The following is a 22,914-nucleotide window of genomic DNA, read 5'->3' as shown; positions in this document are numbered from 1 at the left end:
CTCTACGTACCTTTGCACGTTCCCACTGTCAACCTGAATTCGCACCCCCGAACGTTCAACCTGCCACGTTCAACCTGCCACGTTCAACCTGCCACGTTCAACCTGCCACGTTCAACCTGCCACGTTCAACCTGCAACGTTCAACCTCACCTCTCACAACCACGTTCCTGACGACACGCTGCCCGTGTCTGCGCCGATCAGTTCAGCGGCTGGCAAGCCACGTCGGCGCAGTGCAGCCAGTTCGCCGCATCCGACCCCTTTCGGGAAAATCTTGCCGGGATTGAAGATTTCACGCGGATCGAAACTGCGCTTCAGACCGGCCATCGCTGCCAGATCGTCGGTGGTAAACAGCAGATCCATGTAATCGCGCTTTTCGACGCCAATCCCGTGCTCGCCGCTGATCACTCCGCCCTGATTGATCGACTCGCGCAGAATGTCGGTAGCGGCAAGAAGCGCACGTTCGAGTTGCCCCTTGTCGCGTCGGTCGAACAGAATGAGCGGATGCAGGTTGCCATCGCCCGCATGAAAGACATTCGCAATCGGCAGGCGGTAATCGCGCGACACCTCACCGACGCGTGCCAGCGTCGCCGGCAGGCGCGTGCGCGGCACAACCGTATCGACCAGGTAGTACGTTGGTGCCAGGCGTCCCATAGCGCCAAATGCATTTTTGCGCGCAGCCCAGACCTGCGCCTGTTCAGCAGCGGTTTTCGCCGGACGCACCTCCATCGCGCCGAGATCGCGGCAGATGCCGGTAATTTCGGCGAGCAGGTCGTCCAGCCCATCGTTGACGCCGTCAAGTTCGATCAGCAGCGCCGCTCCGGCGCTCTCAGGCAATCCCAGGCGATACATGCCGTTCACAGCGCGGATCGCCAGGTGATCCATCATTTCCAGCGCAGCTGGCAGAAACCCGCGCGCAATAACCGTCGAAACCGTCTGTGACGCCGATGGAATGTCCGGGAACAGCGCCAGCACCACGCGCAACGCTTCCGGCAGGCGCGTCATTCGCACCCATGCCTCGGTAATGATGCCGCACGTTCCCTCGCTGCCGGTCAACACACCTGCCAGGTCATAGCCGATGCCATCCTGCCGCCCGTCACCCGTCCAGATCACACTGCCATCGGGCAGCACCACGCGCAGCGCCAGGACGTGGTTGGTCGTCAGTCCATACTTGAGGCAGTGTGGTCCGCCACTATTGTTGGCAATGTTGCCGCCGATGGTGCACGCCTTCTGGGAGGATGGGTCGGGCATGAACGCATACCCGTACTGTCCCAGGTACTGCGACAGTTCCCAGTTGATCACCCCCGGTTGCACCCGTGCCCGTCGATTGCGCACATCCACTTCCAGCACCCGTTCCATCCGCGCCGTCGAGATCACAATCCCGCCGTGGATCGGCGTCGCGCCGCCAGACAGACCGGTGCCTGCACCGCGCGGTACGATCGGCATCCCGGCGCGGTTGGCGATCTGCACGACTGCCGCAGTTTCCTCGGTTGTTGCCGGCAGCACGACAACGTTGGGCGGATGCGTATCCAGTACACACCCATCCGCCTCATAGGTCAGCAGCGTGGCAGCGTCATCGATGACGGCGCGCGGTCCAACGACACGTCGCAGGTCGGTCAACACATCGGTGCGATTCATGGCAATCTCCGTGGTATGCGCAGGGGCTGTCCCACCGTCAGGCTTGCAGGGTTACGAATATCGTTGACTGCCCATCTCACGTCTGCGGCTCGTCATCATTGAACAACTGGTTCATCCGGTCGATCTCGCCAGGCGCGATATGGATCGGATTGCCAGACAGAATGCCGGTCACCTGGCGGAACGGGCGACCGATGTGCATGCCCCGGTTATCGATGGTAAACTCGCGAATATCCTTATCGTGCATCGAGCCGCGCATCTTCAGCACCGTCAACCCGCGGCGCATCTCGCCGAACATCTCGACATAGCGCAGCAGGATGATCGAGTCGGTCAACGTTGAGATATGGGTCTCCGTCACCGACTCTCCCCCCATCAAACTAGGGGTGGTTGCCGTAAACAGACCGGCAATTTCCTGATGCTTGATAAACGACGTGAGACTGATCACAAACTCACGGAAGCCACGGATGGTCGAGACGCGTTCGAGTGCGGAGAGACTATCGACCGCCACGCGATTGGGGCGGAACTCCTGGATCAACTTTTTCATTGCGATCAGATGATCCTCAAGCCCGGCAGTTTCGGGATACTCACAGACGACGCGCAGCAACCCATCCCGTTCCATCTGCTCGAAATCGATGCCCCAGCCAGTGGCGTTGCGGAACAACTGCTCGCGACTCTCCTCGAACGCAAACAACAGGCAGCGCTCACCCCGCCTGACCCCGCCTGCCATGAACTCGGTGGTCATCAGCGTCTTGCCGGTGCCCGTCGCACCCGACACGAGCAGGATCGAGTCACGGAAGAAACCTCCACCGCACATGCGGTCGAGTTCGGGGTTGCCGGAGGTCACGCGAATATCGGACGAGCGCTGTTTGAGTTCGATCGCGGAGAGCGGTATCACCACCATCCCTTCACCAGAGATGATTGTGAATGGGAACTCCCCTTTCTGGTGCGACGTACCGCGAAACTTCAGTATCTCGATAGTGCGGCGGCGCTTTTCGTCCTCCAGCACGTTGCGCAGAATAATGACATTATCCGCCACGAACTCTTCGACGCCGTAGCGCGCAATATCGCCATACTCCTGAGTGCGTTCACCGGTCATGATAGCGGTGACCCCCAGGCGCTTCAGCGCCGAGACGACGCGGAACAGTTCACGACGCACAACGGCGCTATCGGCGAATTGCGTGAAAATTGCGCCGAGCGAGTCCATCGACAGGCGTCTGGCGCCGATGCGACGAACCGCATTTTCGATCCGCGCCAGCAGCGCGCCGAGATCATAGTTGCCGGCGAAGAGCATTTCCTCGCCGGGTTGGGGCGATGCGTCCACAAATGCCCACTTCCCCTCGCTCTCCCACGTTGCAATATCCCATCCGAGGGATTCCATGTTGCGGCGGATATCCGAGGGTGGTTCTTCGAAGGTGACAAACACCCCGTGCTCGCCATATTTGCGAATGCCTTCGGCGAGAAACTGGGCGGCAAAGACCGTTTTGGCACTGCCAGCGGTACCGGAGACGAGCGTGGTTCGACCGGCGGGAATCCCGCCGTTGGCGATCAGGTCGAAGCCACTGATGCCGGTTGGCAGTTTTTCGATGGCTGGTTGGCGCAGATTTAGACTCACTCCTGCGTTCCTCCTGTGCTCGAGGGATGGACTGGCAGATCCAAACCTTGCAGCACTTTGAGCGTATCGGAAAGATCACCAATAATGCGCCGGACTGGCGGCGGCAGTTCCTTGATCAGCGTCGGCGTCGCCAGGATCCGCTCTTGCTCGGCGAGGTGCGGTTGTTCCAGCACGTCAATCACGAACAACTGATACTGACTGCCAAGATTCTGCTCGCAGATTCGTCGCAGGTTCTGGATCGCCCGCTCGGTGCGCGGCGTCTGACCGGTGACGTAGAGCTTGAGGACAAATTTACTCGTCATCGGTTCGCTTCCCCTTTGAACGGTCCTGATGTACATCTGCCGCCACAGCTATAATATGGTATCATAGGTAAGTCCACTGCAAAAAGGGCAGGTCACCGCAGCGGCGCAGCGTTCGCAGCGGACGATGCCAGAGCGAGTCGCTCTAACGCCTCACGCTTCGCTGCGCATATGTTTGAAGTTCTCTGCGCGCCCGGCGTCTCGGCGGTGCGTTTTTGCAGTGAAGTCATAGATCGATCAATGGATACCGCCAAGCGCATAGGCGCGATAGTACGATACCAGGTATCCCATCAATTCGAGCACGAGCAGTCGTCCCTCCTCGACATACGCCTGCATGCGCATCACACTTGCACCCCGCACCCGCTGGCGAATGGCGTGCGTGTGGACATCAACCACATCGCGCGGACCGGCGCGAAGAAAGCCGAGTTGATTCGCAATCTCGCGCAGGGTATCGGATGTGTTCGTCTCGATTTTGTAGGCGCGCTGTTCCAGGCGCTGATCAAGGATGTGCCCGTACTGCGCCACCAATTCTGAGAACAGATCCGGTTGCGCGTCGCGCAGTGGCAGCGCGCTGTACAGTTGCGCCGTCACCGAGGTGCGCGTATCGTGCGACAGTTGTTCGACGGCGGCAATCTCATGCGCGTTGCGCGCCAGTTGTTCTTGCTGACGGGCGTGCTGGAGTTCGCGCAGCAAGCGCTGACGCTCGACAGCGTAGCGCACCGAGCGCGCCAGTGATTCATGCACGCACCCATCCTTCTGCAGGTAGTCCTGCGCGCCAGCATTCACCGCCTGAACCCCCAGCAATTCGTCGCTCAGCATGGTCAACACGACGACCGGTATATCAGGGGCGTGGTGCAGGACGCGCTGTAGGGTATCCAGCCCGCTGCTGTCTGGCAACGAAAGATCGAGCACGATTGCGTCGAACGAGCGTTGCTGCAAGAGTTCGAGCGCTTCTGTCAACCGTTCGGCACGGGTGAGCGTGAACGTGCCGATCCGCGCCGAAGCGAACGCCTCGGCAGCCAGTCGCGCGTCGCCGGGGTTGTCCTCGACCAGCAGGACTTCTAGCGGTGTATCGGTTCCTGTGCGCATATCTCCAACCCCGACGATGCTCACGCAACCGGACGCTACGACAGCGCCGGCAACGTAAAGCAGAACAGCGACCCGCCATCCGCCGGACGTTCGACCCAGATCCGCCCCCCATGGCGGGTGATCACCTTGCGGCAGATCGCCAGCCCGATGCCGTTGCCGGGAAACCGGCTGCGGCTATGGGTGCGAACGAACATATCAAAGATGCGTCTGGTATCTTCCGCAGCAATGCCGATCCCGTGATCGCGCACGGTGAAGAGCCACTCATTCTTCTGGCGTTGCGCCCCGATATGGATGCGCGGTCGCTCGTCGCCGTGGAACTTGATGGCATTGCTGAGCAGGTTGCGGAAGACCAGTCCGAGTTCGACATCATCGCCTGCCACCGTCGGCAGCGGATCGAAGGTGATCTCCGCCTGATGTTCATCGATAGCAATCTGCAACATGCCGATGGCGCGCGCCAGCACATCGTTGCAATCGACGGGGCGTATATCCGGACGATGCTGATCGAGACGGGCATATGCCAGCAGTTTTTCGATGAGCGATTGCATCCGCGCGGCGCCGTCATATGCGAAAGAAACATACTCACGAGCGTGTTCATCGAGTTGATCACCATACCGGCGCTGGAGCAGATCCAGAAAACCGGTGACCATGCGCAACGGTTCGCGCAGTTCGTGCGAGACAACCGAGGTAAATTGCTGCAATTCGGCATTGGCGCGCGCCAGGCGTGTTGTCTGTTCGATGAGCAGCCGCAGCGATTGCCGCGGAGCGCGGGTGAGCCGCTGCCGCCGCCGCATCCGACTCTGAAGACGCTGGTTCTGTTCGCGCAAGCGGGTCAGTAGAGCTTGAACCTGGTGCGCAGTAATGTCGGTGTTGGTCAACACCGCCCCGCCCTGTTTCAGCGCTGTCGCTTCCAGGCGAAACCAGCGTTCGCCATCGTCCGTCTCGCGGCGGTATTCGTACGTGAAACAGGCGCACTCGCCGCGCAGCACCGCCGCGATGCCCTCCGGCGCTTCCCGCGCTACCCTGGCAAAGATGCTCCGGTCGTCGTTCCAGGCGTCGCGGTAGTTCGTGCCAATCCGGAACAGGTGATCATCGCTCTTCGCCGCAACCGAACGCAACCATGCCCGGTTCGCCGCGACGATGACCCCATGCCGGTCAAGCACTGCAATCTGGGCATTGATTGCATCGAGGACGCCCTGGCAGGCAATGGTTTCAGGCGTATCGTCGCATATCGAAACAATCATGGGTCAACTCTATGTGGGTAGATGGGCGCGTGCACGACTGCTCTATTATACCAACATCTACCAGACGGCGCTGCGCTTCGTGCTATAATAGGCGCGCCTGTCGTCGGGTTGGTCGCTTCGTCGTACCTTCACTCCCACGCCGCCTGACCGGAGTCGTTCCTTTGCTCAGCACGATCAGCAGGAAATGCTCATGGATGAACAGCCCACCATTCTGGTTATTGACGATGATCCGGCGATGCAAACCGTACTGGAGATTGCGTTGCGTGAGGCAGGGTATCGTGTCGAAGTCGCCAGCGATGGTCAGGAGGGGGTCGCAAAACTTGTGTCCCTGCGCCCGAACCTGGTAATCTGTGACATTATGATGCCGCAGATGGATGGCGTCGAAGCCTTCCAGCGCATGAAGGATCAACTCCAGGAGGATGGCATCCCGATTTTTATTATAACCGCCCTGAATCGGAAACCCTGGTTTGCCGACCTCGAAGCCGAAGGCGCCGTCATCATTCAGAAGCCGTTCGATATCGAGCAGGTGCTGGGCCTGATCCAGACGATGCTGAATTGATGACTCAGTGGGTGGGCGGGAACGTGTCGTTCCTGAGTTGAACCTCATTCTTCCGCTGCTCATTGCTCTCTATGCCGCAGTTCGTTGTTCTTTATTATCTCAAGCACGTTTGGGACCGATACGCCAGAAGCGCTGAAGCCGTCCCAAACGCTGGAAATGGCTTTGATTACTACAATGGCACTTTTGACCAATAATAGTACGATAGAATGTCTTTTTCGTACTACAGACTTCAGGAAAGATCTTTGTCTACGATGATACCTCGTTTTTGACGTTGAACTGATCAAAAAATCATCCCCCTGACGCTCTATCCGCTCGTTTTTGTGAATATCTGTACATATCCGGCAGTCGCTGATACCTTCTTAGAAGCCGGTTTCCTCAGTTTCTCCCTCGAAATGAGGCGTCTTCTGCGCGCCATAACCCCTTTTCAGGCGTCTTAACAGGATGTCAACGCATTTCCATAACCTTTCAGGCGCTACGGCGATATATTCACCAGAATATGCTCAAATGATTCAATCTTGTGAAGGAGGCTTGCAGTGACACGCCGCAGTGGTTGGATATTGCTCACCCTGGGAGTGCTGCTTGCAATCGGGGCCGGAGCGCTGGTCTACGTTGTTCTGCAGCAGCAATCGGTTGCAGCCGCAGAACAGGCGCGGCGCGAGGTGCTGGCGCAGCAGGCGCCGCAGGTCCCGACGATCAAACTGCCGGTGGCGGCCCGCTCGCTTACTCCTGGCAATGCCATCGGACCCGACGACATCCTTCTGAAGGATTTTCCCGTCGATCTCGTCCCGGTCAATGCGCTGACCGAAACAACTCAGATCGAGAGTCGCGTTCTGGCGCGTGCGGTTGGTCAGGGGGACCCATTTCAGCGGAGCATGTTCGTCGGTGAGCGCGGCGAGTCGGTCAGTCAGGAGATTCCTCCTGGCTATGTGCTCTTTGCGTTTCCCATCGTTGATCTGCTCGGTCAGAGCAACCTGATCGAGGATGGTGATCGCATCGACCTGTACCTGACGTTGAACACGCCGCTCGATGCGTCGGCTGCGCCCGCGCCCGATCAGGCGACAGCGCCGACGACCGCTCTCACCCTGCAGAATGTGCAGGTGCTCAAAGTGCTGCGCCAGGCGCCGCGCGAGGGTGAGACCAAAACGCCAGCTACCGCTCTCCTCTGCGCAATGCGCCCTGAAGACGCGATCATCCTGAAACATATCAAGGACACCGGCGGCACGATCGATTTTGCGCTGCGCTCGCCGCTGGATACAGAGCCGTTTACCACCGAACCGCTCAATCTGCCGGAGTTGATCCAGCGCTATATGCGGTAACCGCCATGCTCGTCATGCATAACAAGGAACAACACCTGTGGCAAACAACGTCCGCATCAATGTCATTGTCGTCACCGTTCCAGAGCGACTGGATCAGGAATGGATCGGTCGTCTGGCTGCCGAACCGCAGATCGCGCGCGTTGATCGGGTTGCGGCGACGACCGCCGGGTTCGAGTTGATCCGGCAAACGCGCCCCGATCTGGTCATTGTCGATCGTGATCTCGATCAGGCGGAACAGTTGGTGCGCCATGTGTTCACCACCCTGCCCACGACGATCTGTATCGCGGTGGTTGCGCGTGTCGATACGGCAACACTGCGGCGGCTCGTGGCGGTTGGTGCGCGGGATGTGCTGGGGCGCCCGTTGCAGTATGCGGAACTCATTCAGAGTATCCGCGCATTGCTCGAAACCGAAGCCGACCGCCGCACGCGCGTACTGGCGACGCTCGACAGCAATCGTCCGCAGGTGCGCGGAAAACTGGTGGTGGTTATTTCACCCAAGGGCGGTTCTGGCACGACGATGATTGCCGCCAACCTGGCGGTCGGATTACGCCAGGTGAGCGCCGGTCGGGTGTTGCTCGCCGATTGCTGCCTTCAGTTTGGCGATGCTGGCGTTCATTTGAACCTCTGGTCGCGGCATACGCTGGTCGATCTGATCGATCATCTCGACGACATCGATGACGCAATGATCGGTTCGGTCGTCCAGCAACATACGTCCGGTACGCATGTATTGCTGGCGCCCAATACGCCTGACGCGGCTGGCGATATCGGCGGCGGGCAGATCGGTCGCCTGATCGATGCGTTGCTCGATCGCTACGAGTACGTGGTTGCCGATACATGGTCATTCCTCGACGACGTGACCGCGACGCTGGTCGGCAAGGCAGACGAAACGCTGGTGGTGACGACGCCGGAAGTGCCATCGCTCAAGAATGTCAAGCGGTTCCTGGAGTTCATCCAGCGCGAGGGTCTGACGCGCGGCAAGATAACGCTGGTGATCAATCGCTTCCCCAGCGTCGACGGCATCGCACTCGACGATGTCAAACAGCATCTCCGCTATCCCATCAGCGCCAATATCCCCAGCGAAGGGCGCCTGGTGACGCATAGTGTCAACCGGGGCATTCCGATCGTTCTGTCGCACCCGGAGAGTTGGATCGGGCAAAGCCTGCTGAAACTCGCGGCGCACGTCGCCGGCGAGCAGGTTGCCACGCTGACGCTTGCGCCGTCCCGGTCGCGCTCGAAAGGGTTGGCGGCGCTGATCGAACGCCGTGGTTTGTTTGGTTTTGCGCGACGTGAAACATAGAGGAACGCTCTGCTATGAACCGGTTTCGTTTCTCGCGAAGCGGCGCCAGCAATGCACACCAGGCGCCCAACGCCACCCCCGTCGATGAACCGCGCCCGCCGATTGAGCCGGTGCGACCGGTCGTAGCGCGGTCGTCGGTTCCTCCGACCGCACACGATGCCGATCGCGATGAACGCGATCTGATCGAAGTGGTTCAGTCAAAGTTGATCGATGAGACTGATACGAGCGGGCGCCGTGAACCGGAGTACTACGCGCGCCGTATCGCGGAACTGGTGACCGAGCACCTCGACAGGAGCGGTCGCGTAGTTTCCGAACGGGAACGCATGCGTCTGATCCGCCTGGCGCAGTCCGAACTGCTTGGACTCGGTCCACTCGAACCGTTGCTCGCCGACGATACGATTAGCGAGATCATGGTCAACGGTCCATACCAGATCTGGGTCGAGCGCAACGGCAAATTGCAGGAAACCGACGCCCGTTTTATCGACGAAGACCATGTGCGGCGCATCATTGATCGCATTATCTCACCGCTCGGTCGTCGGTGCGATGAGACGACGCCGATGGTCGACGCGCGTCTGCCGGACGGGTCGCGCGTCAACGCCATCATTCCGCCGCTGGCGCTCAATGGCAGCACGATCACGATCCGCAAGTTCTCGCGTGTTCCGCTCACCGCTGCCGATCTGGTGGCGCGTGGCGCTGCGTCGCCAGAGTTGATGGACCTGCTGCGAGCATGTGTGCTGGGACGGCTCAACTGCATCATTTCCGGCGGCACCGGCACCGGCAAGACCACCATGCTCAATGTGCTCTCATCGTTCATCCCCGACGATGAGCGCATCATCACCATCGAAAACGCTGCCGAACTGCAACTACAACAGCGTCATGTCGTGACGCTCGAGTCACGTCCCGCCAATATCGAAGGGCGCGGCGAGGTGACGCTGCGTGATCTGGTCGTGAATGCCCTGCGTATGCGCCCGGATCGGATTATCGTCGGCGAGTGTCGCGCGGGTGAGGCGCTCGATATGCTTCAGGCAATGAACACCGGTCACGACGGTTCGATGACGACGCTGCACGCCAACAGTCCGCGTGATGCGCTGCGCCGCATGGAGACGATGGTCATGATGGCGGGGATGGACCTGCCGCTGCGCGCGATCCGCGAACAGATCGCTTCGGCGATCAATATCATCATTCAACTTGAACGTCTCCAGGACGGCTCACGCAAGATCGTGCAGGTCTGTGAAGTGACTGGCATGGAGAATGATGTCGTCTCGCTCTCCGATCTGTTCGTGTTCCAGCAACAGGGCGTGCGTGACGGCAGGGTCGTCGGTCGAATCGTGCCGACAGGTATTCGCCCGCGCTTCCTCGAGAAGTTGCAGCAGATGAACATCACGTTGTCGCCCCAGGTGTTTGGCAATGTTATTCCAGGCGTTCGCTAGAGGGAATGGAACGATGGATGTGCCTGTATCGCTCGAATTTGCGCTGCCCATCGGCGCCGCGCTGCTGGCGAGCCTGGCGAGCCTGACGCTGCTGTTCGCAGCGCGCAGCCTGGCAACGCGCGATACCGGCGTCGATAGCCGGATCAGCGCCTACCTGGGCGGAGACGACGTCGCACGCGGTGCAACCCTGAACGATCAGCGCATTGCCGAGCGACTCAACGACGTCATCAAACGGCAGAGTTTTGCCGCCAGGATTGAGCACGATCTCGCCGCCGCCAGTCTACCGCTGACAGTGCCGGAATATATGCTGATGCGCATTGCTGTTCCGCTGATCATCACGGCGCTGGCGCTGCTGATCTGGCGTCAGGTGATCGTCGTCCCGGCGGCGCTGATTGCCGGACATCTGGGATGTTCGTTCTGGATGCGGATGCGGCGCCAGCGTCGCAAACAGGAGTTCAACGACCAGCTGCCCGAAACGCTCGACCTGATCACGGCGTCGATGCGCGGCGGCTTCAGTCTGGTCCAATCGCTCGCCAGCGTCGCCAGCGATGTGCAGGAACCGACCCGCACAGAACTGCGGCGGGTGTTTCAAGAAGTGCAACTGGGTCTCAGCGTCACCCAGGCGCTCGATAATCTGGTGCAGCGGATGGAGAGCGCCGACCTCGATCTGGTGGTGACGGCGATCAAGATTCATGCCCGCGTTGGCGGCAATCTGGGGCAGATTCTTGAGAATATCAGCACGACCATGCGCGAGCGCGCCAAACTGCGACGTGAAGTGCGCGTGATTACGTCGATGCAACGCATTTCGAGTTACGTCATCGGTGCGTTGCCTTTCGCGCTGGCGCTGATCATCTTCACCATCAACCCGACGTACATGATGCGCCTGTTTCAACCGGGATTGATCCTCTGCATTCCGATCGGCGCGTTCATCTCGTCGGTCGTCGGTTTCCTCATCATTCGGAAGATTGTTGATGTGAGGATCTGATGTTGCTTATCCCTGGCATCATAACCGCGCTTGCCATTCTTCTGGTGGTTGCAGGTCTGACGACTGTGCGTCGCGATGTGACCGTTGGCGAACGCCTCGACGCCTACCTCAGCCCGACGGTCGAGAAGATGAATCCCACACCATCGCTGGAGGCAACGAAGCCGTTTGCCGAGCGTGTGGTCATTCCGCTGCTGAAACGGGCTGCACGCGCATTTGCATGGCTCTTGCCGCAGAATCGCTACGAAGCGTTGCGGTTGCGTCTGGCAATGGCGGGGTACCCGTGGGGCGTCACTGCCGCCGATTTTGTTGGCGCGAAAGGGATCGTCCTGGTGCTGGTCACACTGGTTGCGGGCGCTTTCGGTTGGATGGCTGGCGCAGCGCCGACATTCTTCAACCTGCTCCTGCTCGGCGGGATCGGGTTCTGCGCCTTCTTTCTCCCCGATGTCTGGCTATCGCGCAGGATCCGGCAGCGCCAGACCGAGTTGCTCAATGCGCTGCCCGATGCGCTTGATCTGCTGGCGATCGCCTCTGCCGCCGGTCTCAGTTTCGAGAGCGCAATGCAGGAGATTACGTCCAAATGGACGAACGAACTGGCGCGGGAGTTCAGTCGGGTGTTGCGGGATATGTCGATGGGGGTGCCGCGTCGTCAGGCGTTGACCGATATGGCGGAACGAACTGGCGTGTCGGACATTGCCAGTTTCGTCTCGGCGGTCAAGCAGGCGGAGGCGCTCGGTATCAGCATTGGTCGCGTCCTGACAGTGCAGGCTGACGAGATGCGCACGCGTCGGCGGCAGCGCGCCCAGGAACGCGCCAATCAGGCGCCGGTCAAGATGATGTTTCCGCTCGTCTTTCTCATCTTTCCGGCAATTTTTGCCGTGCTATTGGGTCCGGCAGTGCCGCAACTGCTGGAAGCATTTGGTGGCGTATGAACACAGAACGAACACCGGAAACCGATCGGTTGTATGAACAGGGTATGGCGTGGATGCGCGAAGCGCGCTGGGAAGAGGCAATCGCCGCTCTATCGCAGGTGCGCGCGCTGTCGCGCGCCTACCCGGATGTTGATGCGCTTATCGCCGATGCGCAGTTGAAACTGGAGATCGAGCAGGTGGGCGTACCTCCAGCATTGGCGCCGCCACGTCCACATCCGCCGCGTGCAGCGCTGATCGGCGGGTTGACCGCGCTGACATTGATCGTTGCGGCGGTCATTATCGCGCTGATCGGTCGAATCGACCCATCGAGCGTCGGCAGTGCGGCGCAACCGATCATGCTCAGCATCGGCTTTCCAACCATTGCCCCTACCAGAACGCCGACCCCTGCGCCGACCGCCACGCCAATCCCGGTGCGCCCAACTGCAACGCCAGCGGCATCTGTGGTCCTGCCTGGAACGCTGGGAGTGCGCATGGCGTCGGGAGAGCGATTACCCGGCGCCACCCGAAACCTGGCAATCATTCTGGACGCTTCCGGCAGTATGCTGGCGCGCATCGATGGTGCGCCCAAGACGGTGATCGCTCGCCAGGCGCTGATTGCGCTGGTTGAACGTCTGCCGGCAACCACGAATGTTGCATTGCGCACCTACGGTCATCGGCGCGCCGACGATTGCAGCGATACCGAACTCGTTCAGGCGCCTGCCCCCATCCAGCGCGCCGATCTGATCAACCGCATCAACGCTATTCGACCGGTCAACGGTGGACGCACTCCTATAGCGCAGTCGCTGGAAGATATGGCGCGAGACCTGGCTGGCGTCGATGGCGAGGTGCTGATCGTGCTGGTCAGCGACGGTGATGAAACCTGTGGCGGCGACCCGGTTGCAACGGCGGCAGCGCTGCACACCGCCAATCCCCGTTTGCGGGTGAGTGTGATTGGGTTCAATATCGAACAGGAAGAGTGGCGCCGGCGCCTGGAAGGAATAGCCGCGTATGGCGGAGGGGCGTACTTCGATGCTGCGAATGCCGTGCAACTCGCCGATGCCCTCGAACAGGCGGTTGCGCTGACTTACCGTGTGATCGACAGTCAGGGAAACCAGGTCTACCAGGGACGGATCGGGAACACGGTTACCCTGCCACCCGGCGCCTATCGTGTTGAAATCAGCGGTGATGCTGCGATAACCTTTGAGACAGTCTTTGTTGAAAGTGGACACACCACATTTGTCGAACTGCGTGATGAACAGGGGGCGTTGCGCGCCAGCATCATCGCGGGTGATGACGTAGCGCCGTGAAACGGCGGACGCCCGTTCTATGCCCGGCGTCCGTGCGTAACCGCTCAAACGGGGGCGCGGTATCCCGACGAACGAAGATAAGACTTTGTAATGAGGACATCATGCCACTTCGAGGGACAACCGGACGACGACAGGCGCAGAGCGTGGTGGAGTTTTCGATCATTCTGCCGCTGCTCCTGCTCCTCATTCTGGGCGTGATCGAACTTGGCTACATGCTGTTCGTCTACGTTCAGTTGCACAACGCAGCCAGCGAAGGCGCCCGGAGCGCCGCTGTGCGTCCCTGCCCGAACCAGAACGACATTGATCGCATCATTGCCGATACGCGCGGGCGCATTGTGGCATTTGTCGATACCAGCGTCATCACCCCCAGCATCAGCTGGAGCGCCGATGCGAACGGAAATCTCCGCTGGCGCTACACCGATCCGGTCACCGTTTCCCTGAAGTACGCGCTGGAACCGCTCGACCCGATCGTTGGCGCATTCATTCCACAGATTGAGATCGATGCTGTTGCCTCACGGTCGATCACCACCGACTGCGATATCGCATCGATCGTGCGGGCAACACCGACACCTACGCCCACACCAACCGATACGCCAACGCCCTCGAACACGCCGACCCCAACGGATACCGCAACACCGACAAATACGTCCACACCGACGAACACGCCGACGCGGACAAATACGCCAACGCCGACGAACACACCGACGCGCACAAATACGCCAACGATGACGAGCACCCCCACGAATACGCCGACGCCGTCGAGCACACCGACACGCACAAATACGCCGACGCCGTCGAGCACGCCCACGCCCTCGAATACGCCGACATCGACAAATACGCCGACGCCGTCGAACACACCGACAAACACGCCGACACGCACGAATACACCGACGCCGTCGAACACCCCGACGCGCACGAACACGCCGACGCGCACGAATACGCCGACACGCACGAACACGCCGACGAATACCCTGACGCCGTCGAACACGCCGACGCCCTCGAATACCCTGACGCCGTCGAACACGCCGACGCCGTCCAATACGCGGACACCCAGCCCAACACGCACGCCCACGCCGACGCGCACGAATACGCCGACGCGCACGAATACGCCGACGCGCACGAATACGCCGACGCGCACAAACACACCAACGCCGTCGAACACGCCGACGCGCACGAATACGCCGACGCGCACAAACACACCAACGCCGTCGAATACGCCGACGCGCACGAATACGCCGACGCGCACAAACACACCAACGCCGTCGAACACGCCGACACGCACGAATACGCCAACGCACACGAATACGCCGACGAACACACCGACGCCGTCGAACACGCCGTCGCCGTCGGTGACCCCGACGCCACAGCCGATTACCTACTCGGTCGTTGGTTCCAAACGAATCGATCCTGATGCTCCGCCTGGTGAACTGGCAGACCTGCGCATTCGTATCATTGTGCGCAACAGTCAGGGGCAACCTGTTCCGGGGGTAAGTTTCAACATCACGGTGTCTGGCGCATCACCGGTTACCTCATGGACCGGTGTCAGTGACAGCAATGGCGTGATTGTCATTTGTATCGCCAATACCTATCGAGCGCGCGACAACCTTGATGTCACAACGGATGTCACCAGTCCTGAATATCCTGACCCGGGGCTGGATGGTCGCCGAGTCACGGTTCAGAACGGTGCGGTGACGTGTGGTTCGTGAAACGGGGCGAGAGGCGAGAGGTGAGAGAAGTTGCAGGTTGAAGGTGAGAAGGTGAGAGAGGTTGCAGGTTGAAGGTGAGAGAAGTTGCAGGTTGAAGGTGAGAAGGTGAGAGAGGTTGCAGGTTGAAGGTGAGAAGGTGGGAGCGTTAAACGTTGAATATTGACCATGAGCGGGAGAAGGTGATGTTCATTGCCTGGGCGTCCCCGCGCAACGGGTTTCAGGGTCGGGGCGCACCCCCGTGGGTGTCTCCACGCAACGAGTTCCAATGAGGTCATCGGGATGGAGAAAGAGAGACTGATCGCCATGAAACGCACACCCGGGCAATCGATTATCGAATTTGCAGTGATTGCCCCGATCCTGATCATCATGCTGCTCGGAACGGTCGATTTTGCGCTGGCGTTCAGCAACCAGATGGCGCTTCGCAGCGCTGTCGCCGAGGGAGGATACGTTATCGCCCAGCATCCGGGGAACGAAGCGATGGCGGAGCGCCACATCCGTGAGCGCTTGCAGGCGCTCCCCGGCGCTGGCGAACCGGGACGACTGATTGTCGCCTTTACCACCTCTGCATGCGTTGCAGGACGCCAGGATACGACCGTGGAAGCGATGTATCGCCATGAGTTCTGGTTCTCGTCGGTGCTTCCGGCGGCGCAGATCACGCTGCGGAGCGGAACAACTGTGCCACAGTTTGGGAGTTGCTCGTGAGACGATTGCGAAGGACGGAGTTCCAGCCAGGGCAGGCGATCCCGGTTCTGGCGCTGACGCTCCTCTTGCTGATCGCATTTGCGGGGCTGGCGATCGATGGCGCGCTGGCGTTCGCCTGGCGGCGCAATGTGATGAACAGCGCCGATGGCGCTGCGCTGATCGCCACCCGCGCCCTGATCGTTGATCGCGGGAGCGTCAATGGCATTGCCATCACCAATGCGGTGCGCACCTATCTGCAAGCCGAATTGGGCGTCGATAATCCCGACTTTGAACTGACCTACGTCAACGGCGCCGGTCAGTCTATGGGAACGGTCGACAGCAGTCCGGCGCCAGTCAACGCACGCGGCATCGGCATTGTCGTGCGACACACATTCGACACCTATCTGATGGGCATTCTGGGGCAACCAACGTTGACTGTGCGTGGCGTCTCAGCGGCGCGCTTCGGCAATGGCGGCATGCTGATCGGCGACTTGATTGCGCCGATGGGGTTGCTGCCGGAAGCGGCGGAGTTCTTTCGCAGCAACCCGACCAGCGCGCTGGTCGATCTGAGCGGTTTTCTCGAAGAACGGAACGATCAGATCCGGACCGATTTCTTGAACGGCATGTATCCGTATCTGGAACGGCCTGAAGACCATCCCGACTGGGTCGATCCAGATACCTTTGTGAAACGATGGCAGGTGCGCGCTGTTGCGCTGCGCATGGGTTCAGCAACGCCACCGTCATTGGGTCCAGGGGCGAGTTGCCCTGCAACGCCAGCCGATACACTGAAATCGTGGTGGTGTTTTGGCGCGCACCGGCAGGTGAACACCCGTATCGCCGGCGATGGCGATCAGGTGGCGCTGGCGATGGATCTGATCGGCGTCGAGCCATACGCCAGTTCGCTGAACGCGACGCTGCTGAGCGGCGGTTTTCTCGATGCACGCCTCAATCAAGTGATCATTGTGCCGGTGCTGGCGGAAGCGTCCGACTCGGATCAGTGGTCAGGAGCGAGCCCGGTTTACGTGATCGAATATTTTATGGCGCTCCGCCTGACCGACATCGACTATGCCAGTGGCACGATCACCGTTGATTATCTCCCGCGCTACCTGACGAACGGCGGGTTGATGGGGAGCAACAACAACGTCGAACGCGGCGCTCCCTGCGAGGTGTGCGTCGTCAACCTGGTGCGCGAGTAGCGCATCTACCGCACCAGCAACAGGGACGGTCGCATTCCGTCCCTGTTGCTGAGGCGCTTCCTGTTATCATCAGGCGTCACGCCCGACATTCCAGCGCAGATACGCTTCGATGAACGGGTCGATATCGCCATCGAGCACCGCATGCACATCACTGGTCTCGTGGTCGGTGCGATGATCCTTCACCAGTGTGTAGGGGTGAAGGTAATAGGTGCGCATCTGGTTGCCGAAGTCCGCCTGGCGATACTCGCCGCGCAGACGGGCGCGCTCTTCGCGTTTGCGCTGCAATTCGCGTTCGAGCAGGCGACCGCGCAGGACGCGCATGGCAGTTTCACGGTTCTGCAACTGCGAGCGTTCGTTCTGACAGGTCACCACAATCTGCTCTGGCGTTCCTGGCTTGTACGTAATGCGCACCGCCGAGTCGGTTGTGTTGACCCCCTGCCCGCCATGACCGGACGAGCGAAACACATCGATGCGGATATCTTCCGGTCGAATGACGACTTCCGGCGCATCGTCCACTTCGGGGAGCACCTCGACCATGGCGAACGACGTCTGGCGTGTATTACCTGCATTGAACGGTGACAGGCGGATCAGGCGATGGACGCCCGCTTCCGCTTTTGCGCTACCGTAGGCATACGGACCGCGCAGTTCAATCGTGGCGCTCTTGATCCCGGCTTCTTCCCCTTCGCTCTTATCGATCAGCGCCACCTGAAAGCCGCGACGTTCGCCCCAGCGCATATACATGCGCAGCAGCATTTCCGCCCAATCCTGCGCATCGGTTCCGCCGGTGCCGGCTTTGATCGAGAGGAATGCGTCACGGTCGTCGTAGGGACCGTTGAGCAACACCTCGATCTCAAGGGCTTCGATGGCTTCGCCGGTGCGCTTGAGTTCGGCGGCGATGTCCGCCTGAAGCGAGTCGTCGTCTTCGGCTGCGGCGAGCTCGATCAGATCGGCAAGCGCCGTCAATTGACGATCAATCGCTTCGATGCGCTCAACTTCTTCCTTCAGGCGGGTCAGGCGCTGCATGATCGTCTGCGCCTCGCGGGGATCGTTCCAGAGATCAGGATCGGCAGCGCGCTCTTCGAGCGCGGCAATCTCACGTTGTTTCGTCGGCAGGTCAAAGACGCCCGCGAACGCTGTCGAAGCGCGTCCGCAGGACCTCCAGATCCGTGGTTGTCACACAACACTCCTTACTTATCGTGATCGTTCGAGAAGGTGCGCACCGGTGGTCTGTCTCACCAGTTCTGGCAGCGCAATCGCCACATCGCCGCGAATGACCGCCTCGGCGCGCCCATCCAGATATGTTGGTCCATTGTTGATGATAATCAATTTTGCACCGTGGCGCAAGCCCAGCGCGGGCAGGTCGTTGACGGGGAACACCTCGAGCGATGTTCCGGCGACGATGATAACATCGGCATGCTCGACGGCGCGCCGCGCCAGCCAGTACAATCCACGCGGCAGCATCTCGTCGAACAGTACCACATCGGGTTTGAGCGGATGACCGCAGGAGCAACGCGGCGGTTCCCCACGACGGATCCTGGGCAACAACGCCTGGGTCGGAATCTGTCGCTCACACTCCAGGCATGTGGCGGTGCGCAGATGCCCGTGCAGTTCATAGACTTCACGCGACCCGGCGCGCTGATGCAACCCGTCGAAGTTCTGCGTAATGATGGCTCTGAGCGTCCGGTGCTGTTCGAGCGCTGCCAGGGCGTAATGCGCCGCATTGGGTGCAGCCGCCAGCACACGATCGAGCAAAGGTCGGAACCAGTCGTAAAATGCACGCGGATTGCGCAGAAAGTTGTGCAACGACGCGACTTCTGACGGATCGACATGCTTCCATGCGCCGTCGGGACCGCGAAAATCGGGGATGCCGGAGGGAGTGCTGATGCCCGCGCCGGTGATGGCAACGGCGCTGTGCGCACGACCGAGGAGATCGGCGGCGTGCCTGATCGCTGCCTGATCTATACCTGTTTCCACCATACGCTGCACACCATCGATGTAGACACGCCAGCCATCTCCGGCAGCATGATCAGGCGCTGGCTGGTTGTCTGGCGTTATGCCCGAGTGGTAGGATAGAGACGAATAACGTTTCACCCATCATGATACCACATATTCGCAACATGTGGTACGCTTTCAGGTGAACGATGTCAGACGTGTGAACGAGCATACCGGGGCACAGAAGGTGACGACTCATTCGATCAATATTCCAGATGCGCTCCGTTGTGCAGCGTGCGGGGCGCTGCTGATCGACGGATACTACTTCATCCACGGGCGACGTGAACGCTACTGTGCGCGCTGCATTCGCGAGCGCGATCGCTGCGATGTCTGTTCCGCTCCGCTGGGCGACCGCTATTGGACGCTGCACGATGGTCGCCGGTTGTGTGAAACATGCCACGCGACGGCAATTTACGACCCGTCGGTTGCACAACAATTGTTCAATGAAACCGTGGCGGCAATCGTCGCGCAATTGGGGATGGCGTTGCGGGTTGGGGTCGACTTTCGGTTGGTAGATGCGCCGACGCTGGCAGCAGTGCGGGCGCAGGATAAGCCGCCGCAACCAGGCGAAGCGCCAGCGCTGGGGCTGTACCAGCGTCACGGTCGGTTGCGGGTCATCTATATGCTCTACGGCTTGCCCAAACTCCTCTTCCGCACCGTCGTGGCGCACGAATACGCTCACGCATGGCAGGGTGAAAATTGCCCGCTCCTGAACGACCATGATCTGATCGAAGGATTTGCCGAATGGGTGGCGTACCATCACCTCGGCTACCTGGGCAGCCACAAAGCCGCCGCCGCCATGCGCGAGTCGAACCACCCCTACCGTCCATTGCTCGAACGCATGCTGGCGCTCGAAGCGCAGATCGGTCCGGCGGGTGTGCTGGAGTACATGCGGCGCGCCGGTGTGCGATGATCTCACCAGGCGACTACGTTCGTCGCCGCACGATAAGCAGATCGCCCTCACGGGTAGCGCGGATCGCGCTGGTTCCACGCAGGCGGGTCGGCAGCGGCACACACCGCCGGTACGGTCCGATCCGCACAATCAGGTCATCCCCGCTCAGCGTCAACCCAATCGCGCCCTGCGGCAGACCGGGCAGTTCAACGGTCAGCGCTGCTTCGCCGCGATAATCGTTACCGATTGGCGCGCGCACGTTTGCCGCGCCAGCATCCCCCATCGCCCGTCCGGCAAGCAGCAACGGCATATGACCGCCGGTGGTCGCCCCGATGTCGAGTTTGAGCAGCGGTCGTGTCCTCCAGAGCGCTGCGGCTTCGTCAACCAGCGCCGCCTGCAACCGTTCGAGCGGCGCCAGGCGCGCGTCGTCCGGGTTGGTTGGCAGCAGCGGACCAACGACCAGGGCGCCGATTGCCAGGCCGTGGAGTTGAATGGCGGGGATTGCCAGTCGCGCTTCTGCCAGCGCGGCGGCATCAGGGCGTAACACGTAACAGACGCTGCTTGCGGGCGCATCGAGCAGACTGCGCAATCGTTGCGCTTCGTTGAGCACACGGCGCATATTGCTGGTGAACTCCGGCGGCAGCAGCATGCCCGGCAGCAACGGTCCCTGCGCCGGTTGACCATCGAGACCGATGAGCCACTTTGCAATCCAGCGCAGATTATCGGGAACGCCGAGCGCCTCGATCAGAGCATGGTGCGGTCCTGCGTCCACAACGATGCGCTCATATTTGGGAGCGAGTTCACGGAGGCGCAGCAGCGCGAACGCAGCGTCGGAGGCGGGCGGTTGCGGCAATTCATCACCGGCAAGGGCGCTGAAGGGCGGGGGCAACGTCGCGCGCGTCTCATTCCAGGCAGCGGCAAGTTCGCTGCGGGTATCGAGCGCCATCGCCTCGAGACGCGGCGCAACGTCGGTTGGTGTGCTGCTGACGGGAACGCCGAGGAGCGCGCTCAGCCCCACCGTTGACCGGTACGCAAACAGCAGCGTGCGCTTTCCAGCATCGGCGGCGCGTGCCGCCTCTGCAGCCGCAGCCACACTGATGCCAATCCCAGGAGAACCGGTGTACACCAGGATGTTTGCCACGGTTGAACGTCCTTCGTACCTACAGGCAACAGGCGTGGCGGAGATACGCCCGTTGCAATCCACGTATGCGTCAGCGCTTACCCGCCGCCGCCGCCGATGCCCATAATGCCGCCTTCGGTCATGGCGCGTACATCGAGCAGTTCATCGACCTGTTCCGGTGAGAGGAGACCCTTCTCGACCACCACCTCCTTGATCGTCTTGCCGCTTGCCAGCGCTTCTTTGGCGACTGCAGCGCCGTTGAGGTATCCGATCACCGGATTCAACGCCGTCACCAGGATCGGATTCTTTGCCAGCCATCCGGTCGCCTTTTCGGGGTTGGCGGTAATGCCAACCACGCACTTCTCGGTGAAGGCATTGATAGCGCCAATGAGGACGTGCATCATCTCGAACAGGTTGTGGGCGATGATCGGCATCATCACATTCAATTCGAGTTGCCCGGCTTGCGCCGCAAGCGAAACGGTCAGATCGCATCCCTGCACATGGAAGCACGCCATGTTCAGCATTTCCGCCAGTACCGGATTGACTTTACCGGGCATAATGCTCGAACCGGGTTGAACCGCCGGCAGTCGGATCTCATCCAGACCGGTCGTTGGTCCTGATGCAAGCAGACGGAGATCATTGGCGATACGGGTCAGCGTAATGCACAGCGTGCGCAATGACGCTGAGAAATCCGCCGGATCCGCCATACTCTGCATCGCCTCGAACAGATTGCCCGCCGAGCGCAGTTCCTGACCGGTCAACTCCGACAGGCGTTTGACCATTCGCCCGTGGTATTCGGGATGCGCATTCAACCCACTACCCACGGCTGTGCCGCCAATACCCAACCGGCGCAACCGGTCGGCAGCGCTCTCGATCCGCTCACGATCATTGCGCACCGCCAGCGCATACGCGCCAAACTCCTGCCCCAATCGCACCGGTACGGCATCCTGCAAGTGGGTACGTCCCGATTTGACGATCGGATCGAACTCCTGCGCCTTGGCTTCGAGCGCATCAGCAAGCCGATCAATAGCGGCAAGCAGTTCGTCGAGACGCCAGAGGCAGCCAAGGCGGATAGCGGTTGGAATAGTGTCGTTGGTGCTCTGCGCCATGTTGACGTGGTCGTTCGGGCTGACCGGCTTCTTCGGATCGTCGAGCGCAAAGCCCAGGATCTGGTTCGCGCGATTGGCAATCACCTCGTTAAGGTTCATGTTATGGCTGGTGCCTGCGCCAGCCTGGAAGGGGTCAACGACGAATTGGTCGGCATGCTGCCCATCGAGCACTTCGTCCGCCGCCTGGATGATCGCATCGGCGATCTGTCGCCCGCTGATGGTGCGGTCGCCAATCGTGACGTCGTTGAACAGTCCCAGGTCGCGGTTGACTTCCGCCGCAGCGCGCTTGATCATCGCCTGCGCCCAGACGAATGCCGGGTATGGACGCATGCCACTGACCGGAAAGTTCATCACGGCGCGTTGCGTTTGTGCTCCATAGAGTGCGTTCGCTGGCACCCTCACTTCGCCGAGCGAGTCCTTCTCGATGCGGAATGCTTCGGACATTGGCTTCCTCCTCTCCTTTGGGGATGTCCACACTGCTATGGTAACACAATTTCAACGCACTCCTGGTCACGCGCTGCGTTACGGGCGTGCGTCTCCAGCA

The 22,914-nt window shown here is 60.6% G+C and carries 20 protein-coding genes; 11 read left to right on the top strand and 9 right to left on the bottom strand.

Features of this window, described 5'->3' with window-relative positions; genetic code table 11:
* Window positions 1-152: 152 nt before the first annotated feature.
* The 5 genes from ROSERS_RS17285 to ROSERS_RS17265 form a co-directional block, all read right to left on the bottom strand.
* The gene (locus ROSERS_RS17285) at window positions 153-1,634 is read right to left on the bottom strand and encodes an FAD-binding oxidoreductase (protein WP_011958064.1); all 1,482 of its coding nucleotides are present in this window, start codon (window positions 1,632-1,634) and stop codon (window positions 153-155) included.
* Window positions 1,635-1,710: 76 nt separating this feature from the next.
* Window positions 1,711-3,243, bottom strand: coding sequence for a circadian clock protein KaiC (gene kaiC / locus ROSERS_RS17280; protein ID WP_011958063.1), 1,533 nt, complete (start codon window positions 3,241-3,243; stop codon window positions 1,711-1,713).
* Window positions 3,240-3,545: a circadian clock protein KaiB gene (gene kaiB, locus ROSERS_RS17275; RefSeq protein WP_011958062.1), complete on the bottom strand. Its 306-nt coding sequence runs from the start codon at window positions 3,543-3,545 to the stop codon at window positions 3,240-3,242. The genes kaiC and kaiB overlap by 4 nt, the downstream gene beginning before the upstream one ends.
* A 234-nt stretch (window positions 3,546-3,779) precedes the next feature.
* Window positions 3,780-4,631, bottom strand: coding sequence for a response regulator (locus ROSERS_RS17270; RefSeq protein ID WP_011958061.1), 852 nt, complete (start codon window positions 4,629-4,631; stop codon window positions 3,780-3,782).
* 35 nt (window positions 4,632-4,666) lie between these two features.
* Window positions 4,667-5,872, bottom strand: a complete 1,206-nt coding sequence (locus tag ROSERS_RS17265; RefSeq protein ID WP_011958060.1) for a sensor histidine kinase — start codon at window positions 5,870-5,872, stop codon at window positions 4,667-4,669.
* Window positions 5,873-6,062: 190 nt separating this feature from the next.
* Here ROSERS_RS17265 and ROSERS_RS17260 point away from each other — a divergent pair, with 190 nt between their 5' ends.
* The 10 genes from ROSERS_RS17260 to ROSERS_RS17210 all read left to right on the top strand — a co-directional run bounded on the left by ROSERS_RS17260 (window position 6,063) and on the right by ROSERS_RS17210 (window position 17,257).
* Window positions 6,063-6,431: a response regulator gene (locus ROSERS_RS17260; protein WP_011958059.1), complete on the top strand. Its 369-nt coding sequence runs from the start codon at window positions 6,063-6,065 to the stop codon at window positions 6,429-6,431.
* A 533-nt stretch (window positions 6,432-6,964) separates the two neighbouring features.
* Window positions 6,965-7,747 carry a Flp pilus assembly protein CpaB gene (gene cpaB / locus ROSERS_RS17255; protein WP_011958058.1) on the top strand — a complete coding sequence of 261 codons (783 nt, stop codon included), beginning with the start codon at window positions 6,965-6,967 and terminating at the stop codon, window positions 7,745-7,747.
* A 37-nt stretch (window positions 7,748-7,784) separates the two neighbouring features.
* Entirely contained in the window at window positions 7,785-9,044 is a 1,260-nt protein-coding gene (locus tag ROSERS_RS17250; protein WP_011958057.1) for an AAA family ATPase, read from the top strand.
* Window positions 9,045-9,058: 14 nt separating this feature from the next.
* Window positions 9,059-10,474 (top strand): CpaF family protein, encoded by a 1,416-nt coding sequence (locus ROSERS_RS17245; RefSeq protein WP_011958056.1) that lies wholly within the window; start codon window positions 9,059-9,061, stop codon window positions 10,472-10,474.
* 13 nt (window positions 10,475-10,487) lie between these two features.
* Window positions 10,488-11,459 (top strand): type II secretion system F family protein, encoded by a 972-nt coding sequence (locus ROSERS_RS17240; protein WP_157041131.1) that lies wholly within the window; start codon window positions 10,488-10,490, stop codon window positions 11,457-11,459.
* Entirely contained in the window at window positions 11,459-12,388 is a 930-nt protein-coding gene (locus ROSERS_RS17235; RefSeq protein WP_011958054.1) for a type II secretion system F family protein, read from the top strand. The genes ROSERS_RS17240 and ROSERS_RS17235 overlap by 1 nt, the downstream gene beginning before the upstream one ends.
* The gene (locus ROSERS_RS17230; RefSeq protein WP_011958053.1) at window positions 12,385-13,674 is read left to right on the top strand and encodes a vWA domain-containing protein; all 1,290 of its coding nucleotides are present in this window, start codon (window positions 12,385-12,387) and stop codon (window positions 13,672-13,674) included. The genes ROSERS_RS17235 and ROSERS_RS17230 overlap by 4 nt, the downstream gene beginning before the upstream one ends.
* Before the next feature lie 101 nt (window positions 13,675-13,775).
* Window positions 13,776-15,380 (top strand): Ig-like domain-containing protein, encoded by a 1,605-nt coding sequence (locus ROSERS_RS25200; protein ID WP_157041130.1) that lies wholly within the window; start codon window positions 13,776-13,778, stop codon window positions 15,378-15,380.
* 303 nt (window positions 15,381-15,683) lie between these two features.
* Window positions 15,684-16,082, top strand: a complete 399-nt coding sequence (locus ROSERS_RS17215) for a TadE family protein (protein ID WP_157041129.1) — start codon at window positions 15,684-15,686, stop codon at window positions 16,080-16,082.
* Window positions 16,079-17,257 carry a pilus assembly protein TadG-related protein gene (locus tag ROSERS_RS17210; protein ID WP_011958050.1) on the top strand — a complete coding sequence of 393 codons (1,179 nt, stop codon included), beginning with the start codon at window positions 16,079-16,081 and terminating at the stop codon, window positions 17,255-17,257. Before ROSERS_RS17215 ends, ROSERS_RS17210 begins: the two co-directional genes overlap by 4 nt.
* A 69-nt stretch (window positions 17,258-17,326) precedes the next feature.
* On the opposite strand, the gene prfB is transcribed toward ROSERS_RS17210, so the two are convergent.
* Both prfB and ROSERS_RS17200 read right to left on the bottom strand, forming a co-directional pair.
* A protein-coding gene (gene prfB, locus ROSERS_RS17205; protein WP_157041128.1) for a peptide chain release factor 2 occupies window positions 17,327-18,434 on the bottom strand; the annotation gives its coding sequence in 2 pieces (ribosomal slippage) (window positions 17,327-18,373 and window positions 18,375-18,434; 1,107 coding nt in all).
* A gap of 14 nt (window positions 18,435-18,448) precedes the next feature.
* Entirely contained in the window at window positions 18,449-19,234 is a 786-nt protein-coding gene (locus tag ROSERS_RS17200; RefSeq protein ID WP_011958048.1) for an SIR2 family NAD-dependent protein deacylase, read from the bottom strand.
* Between the two features lie 175 nt (window positions 19,235-19,409).
* Between ROSERS_RS17200 and ROSERS_RS17195 the strand changes: the two genes are divergently transcribed.
* Window positions 19,410-20,162 carry a protein DA1 gene (locus tag ROSERS_RS17195; RefSeq protein ID WP_232282649.1) on the top strand — a complete coding sequence of 251 codons (753 nt, stop codon included), beginning with the start codon at window positions 19,410-19,412 and terminating at the stop codon, window positions 20,160-20,162.
* Between the two features lie 13 nt (window positions 20,163-20,175).
* On the opposite strand, the gene ROSERS_RS17190 is transcribed toward ROSERS_RS17195, so the two are convergent.
* Together ROSERS_RS17190 and ROSERS_RS17185 are read right to left on the bottom strand one after the other, a co-directional pair.
* Window positions 20,176-21,282 carry an ArsA family ATPase gene (locus ROSERS_RS17190; protein ID WP_011958046.1) on the bottom strand — a complete coding sequence of 369 codons (1,107 nt, stop codon included), beginning with the start codon at window positions 21,280-21,282 and terminating at the stop codon, window positions 20,176-20,178.
* Window positions 21,283-21,359: 77 nt separating this feature from the next.
* Window positions 21,360-22,814 carry an aspartate ammonia-lyase gene (locus tag ROSERS_RS17185; protein ID WP_011958045.1) on the bottom strand — a complete coding sequence of 485 codons (1,455 nt, stop codon included), beginning with the start codon at window positions 22,812-22,814 and terminating at the stop codon, window positions 21,360-21,362.
* Window positions 22,815-22,914 lie beyond the last annotated feature (100 nt).

Source organism: Roseiflexus sp. RS-1 (assembly GCF_000016665.1).
Classification (GTDB): Bacteria; Chloroflexota; Chloroflexia; order Chloroflexales; family Roseiflexaceae; genus Roseiflexus.
The sequence above is the reverse complement of the archived record's forward strand: the minus strand, read 5'-3'. Positions and strand labels throughout refer to the sequence as shown.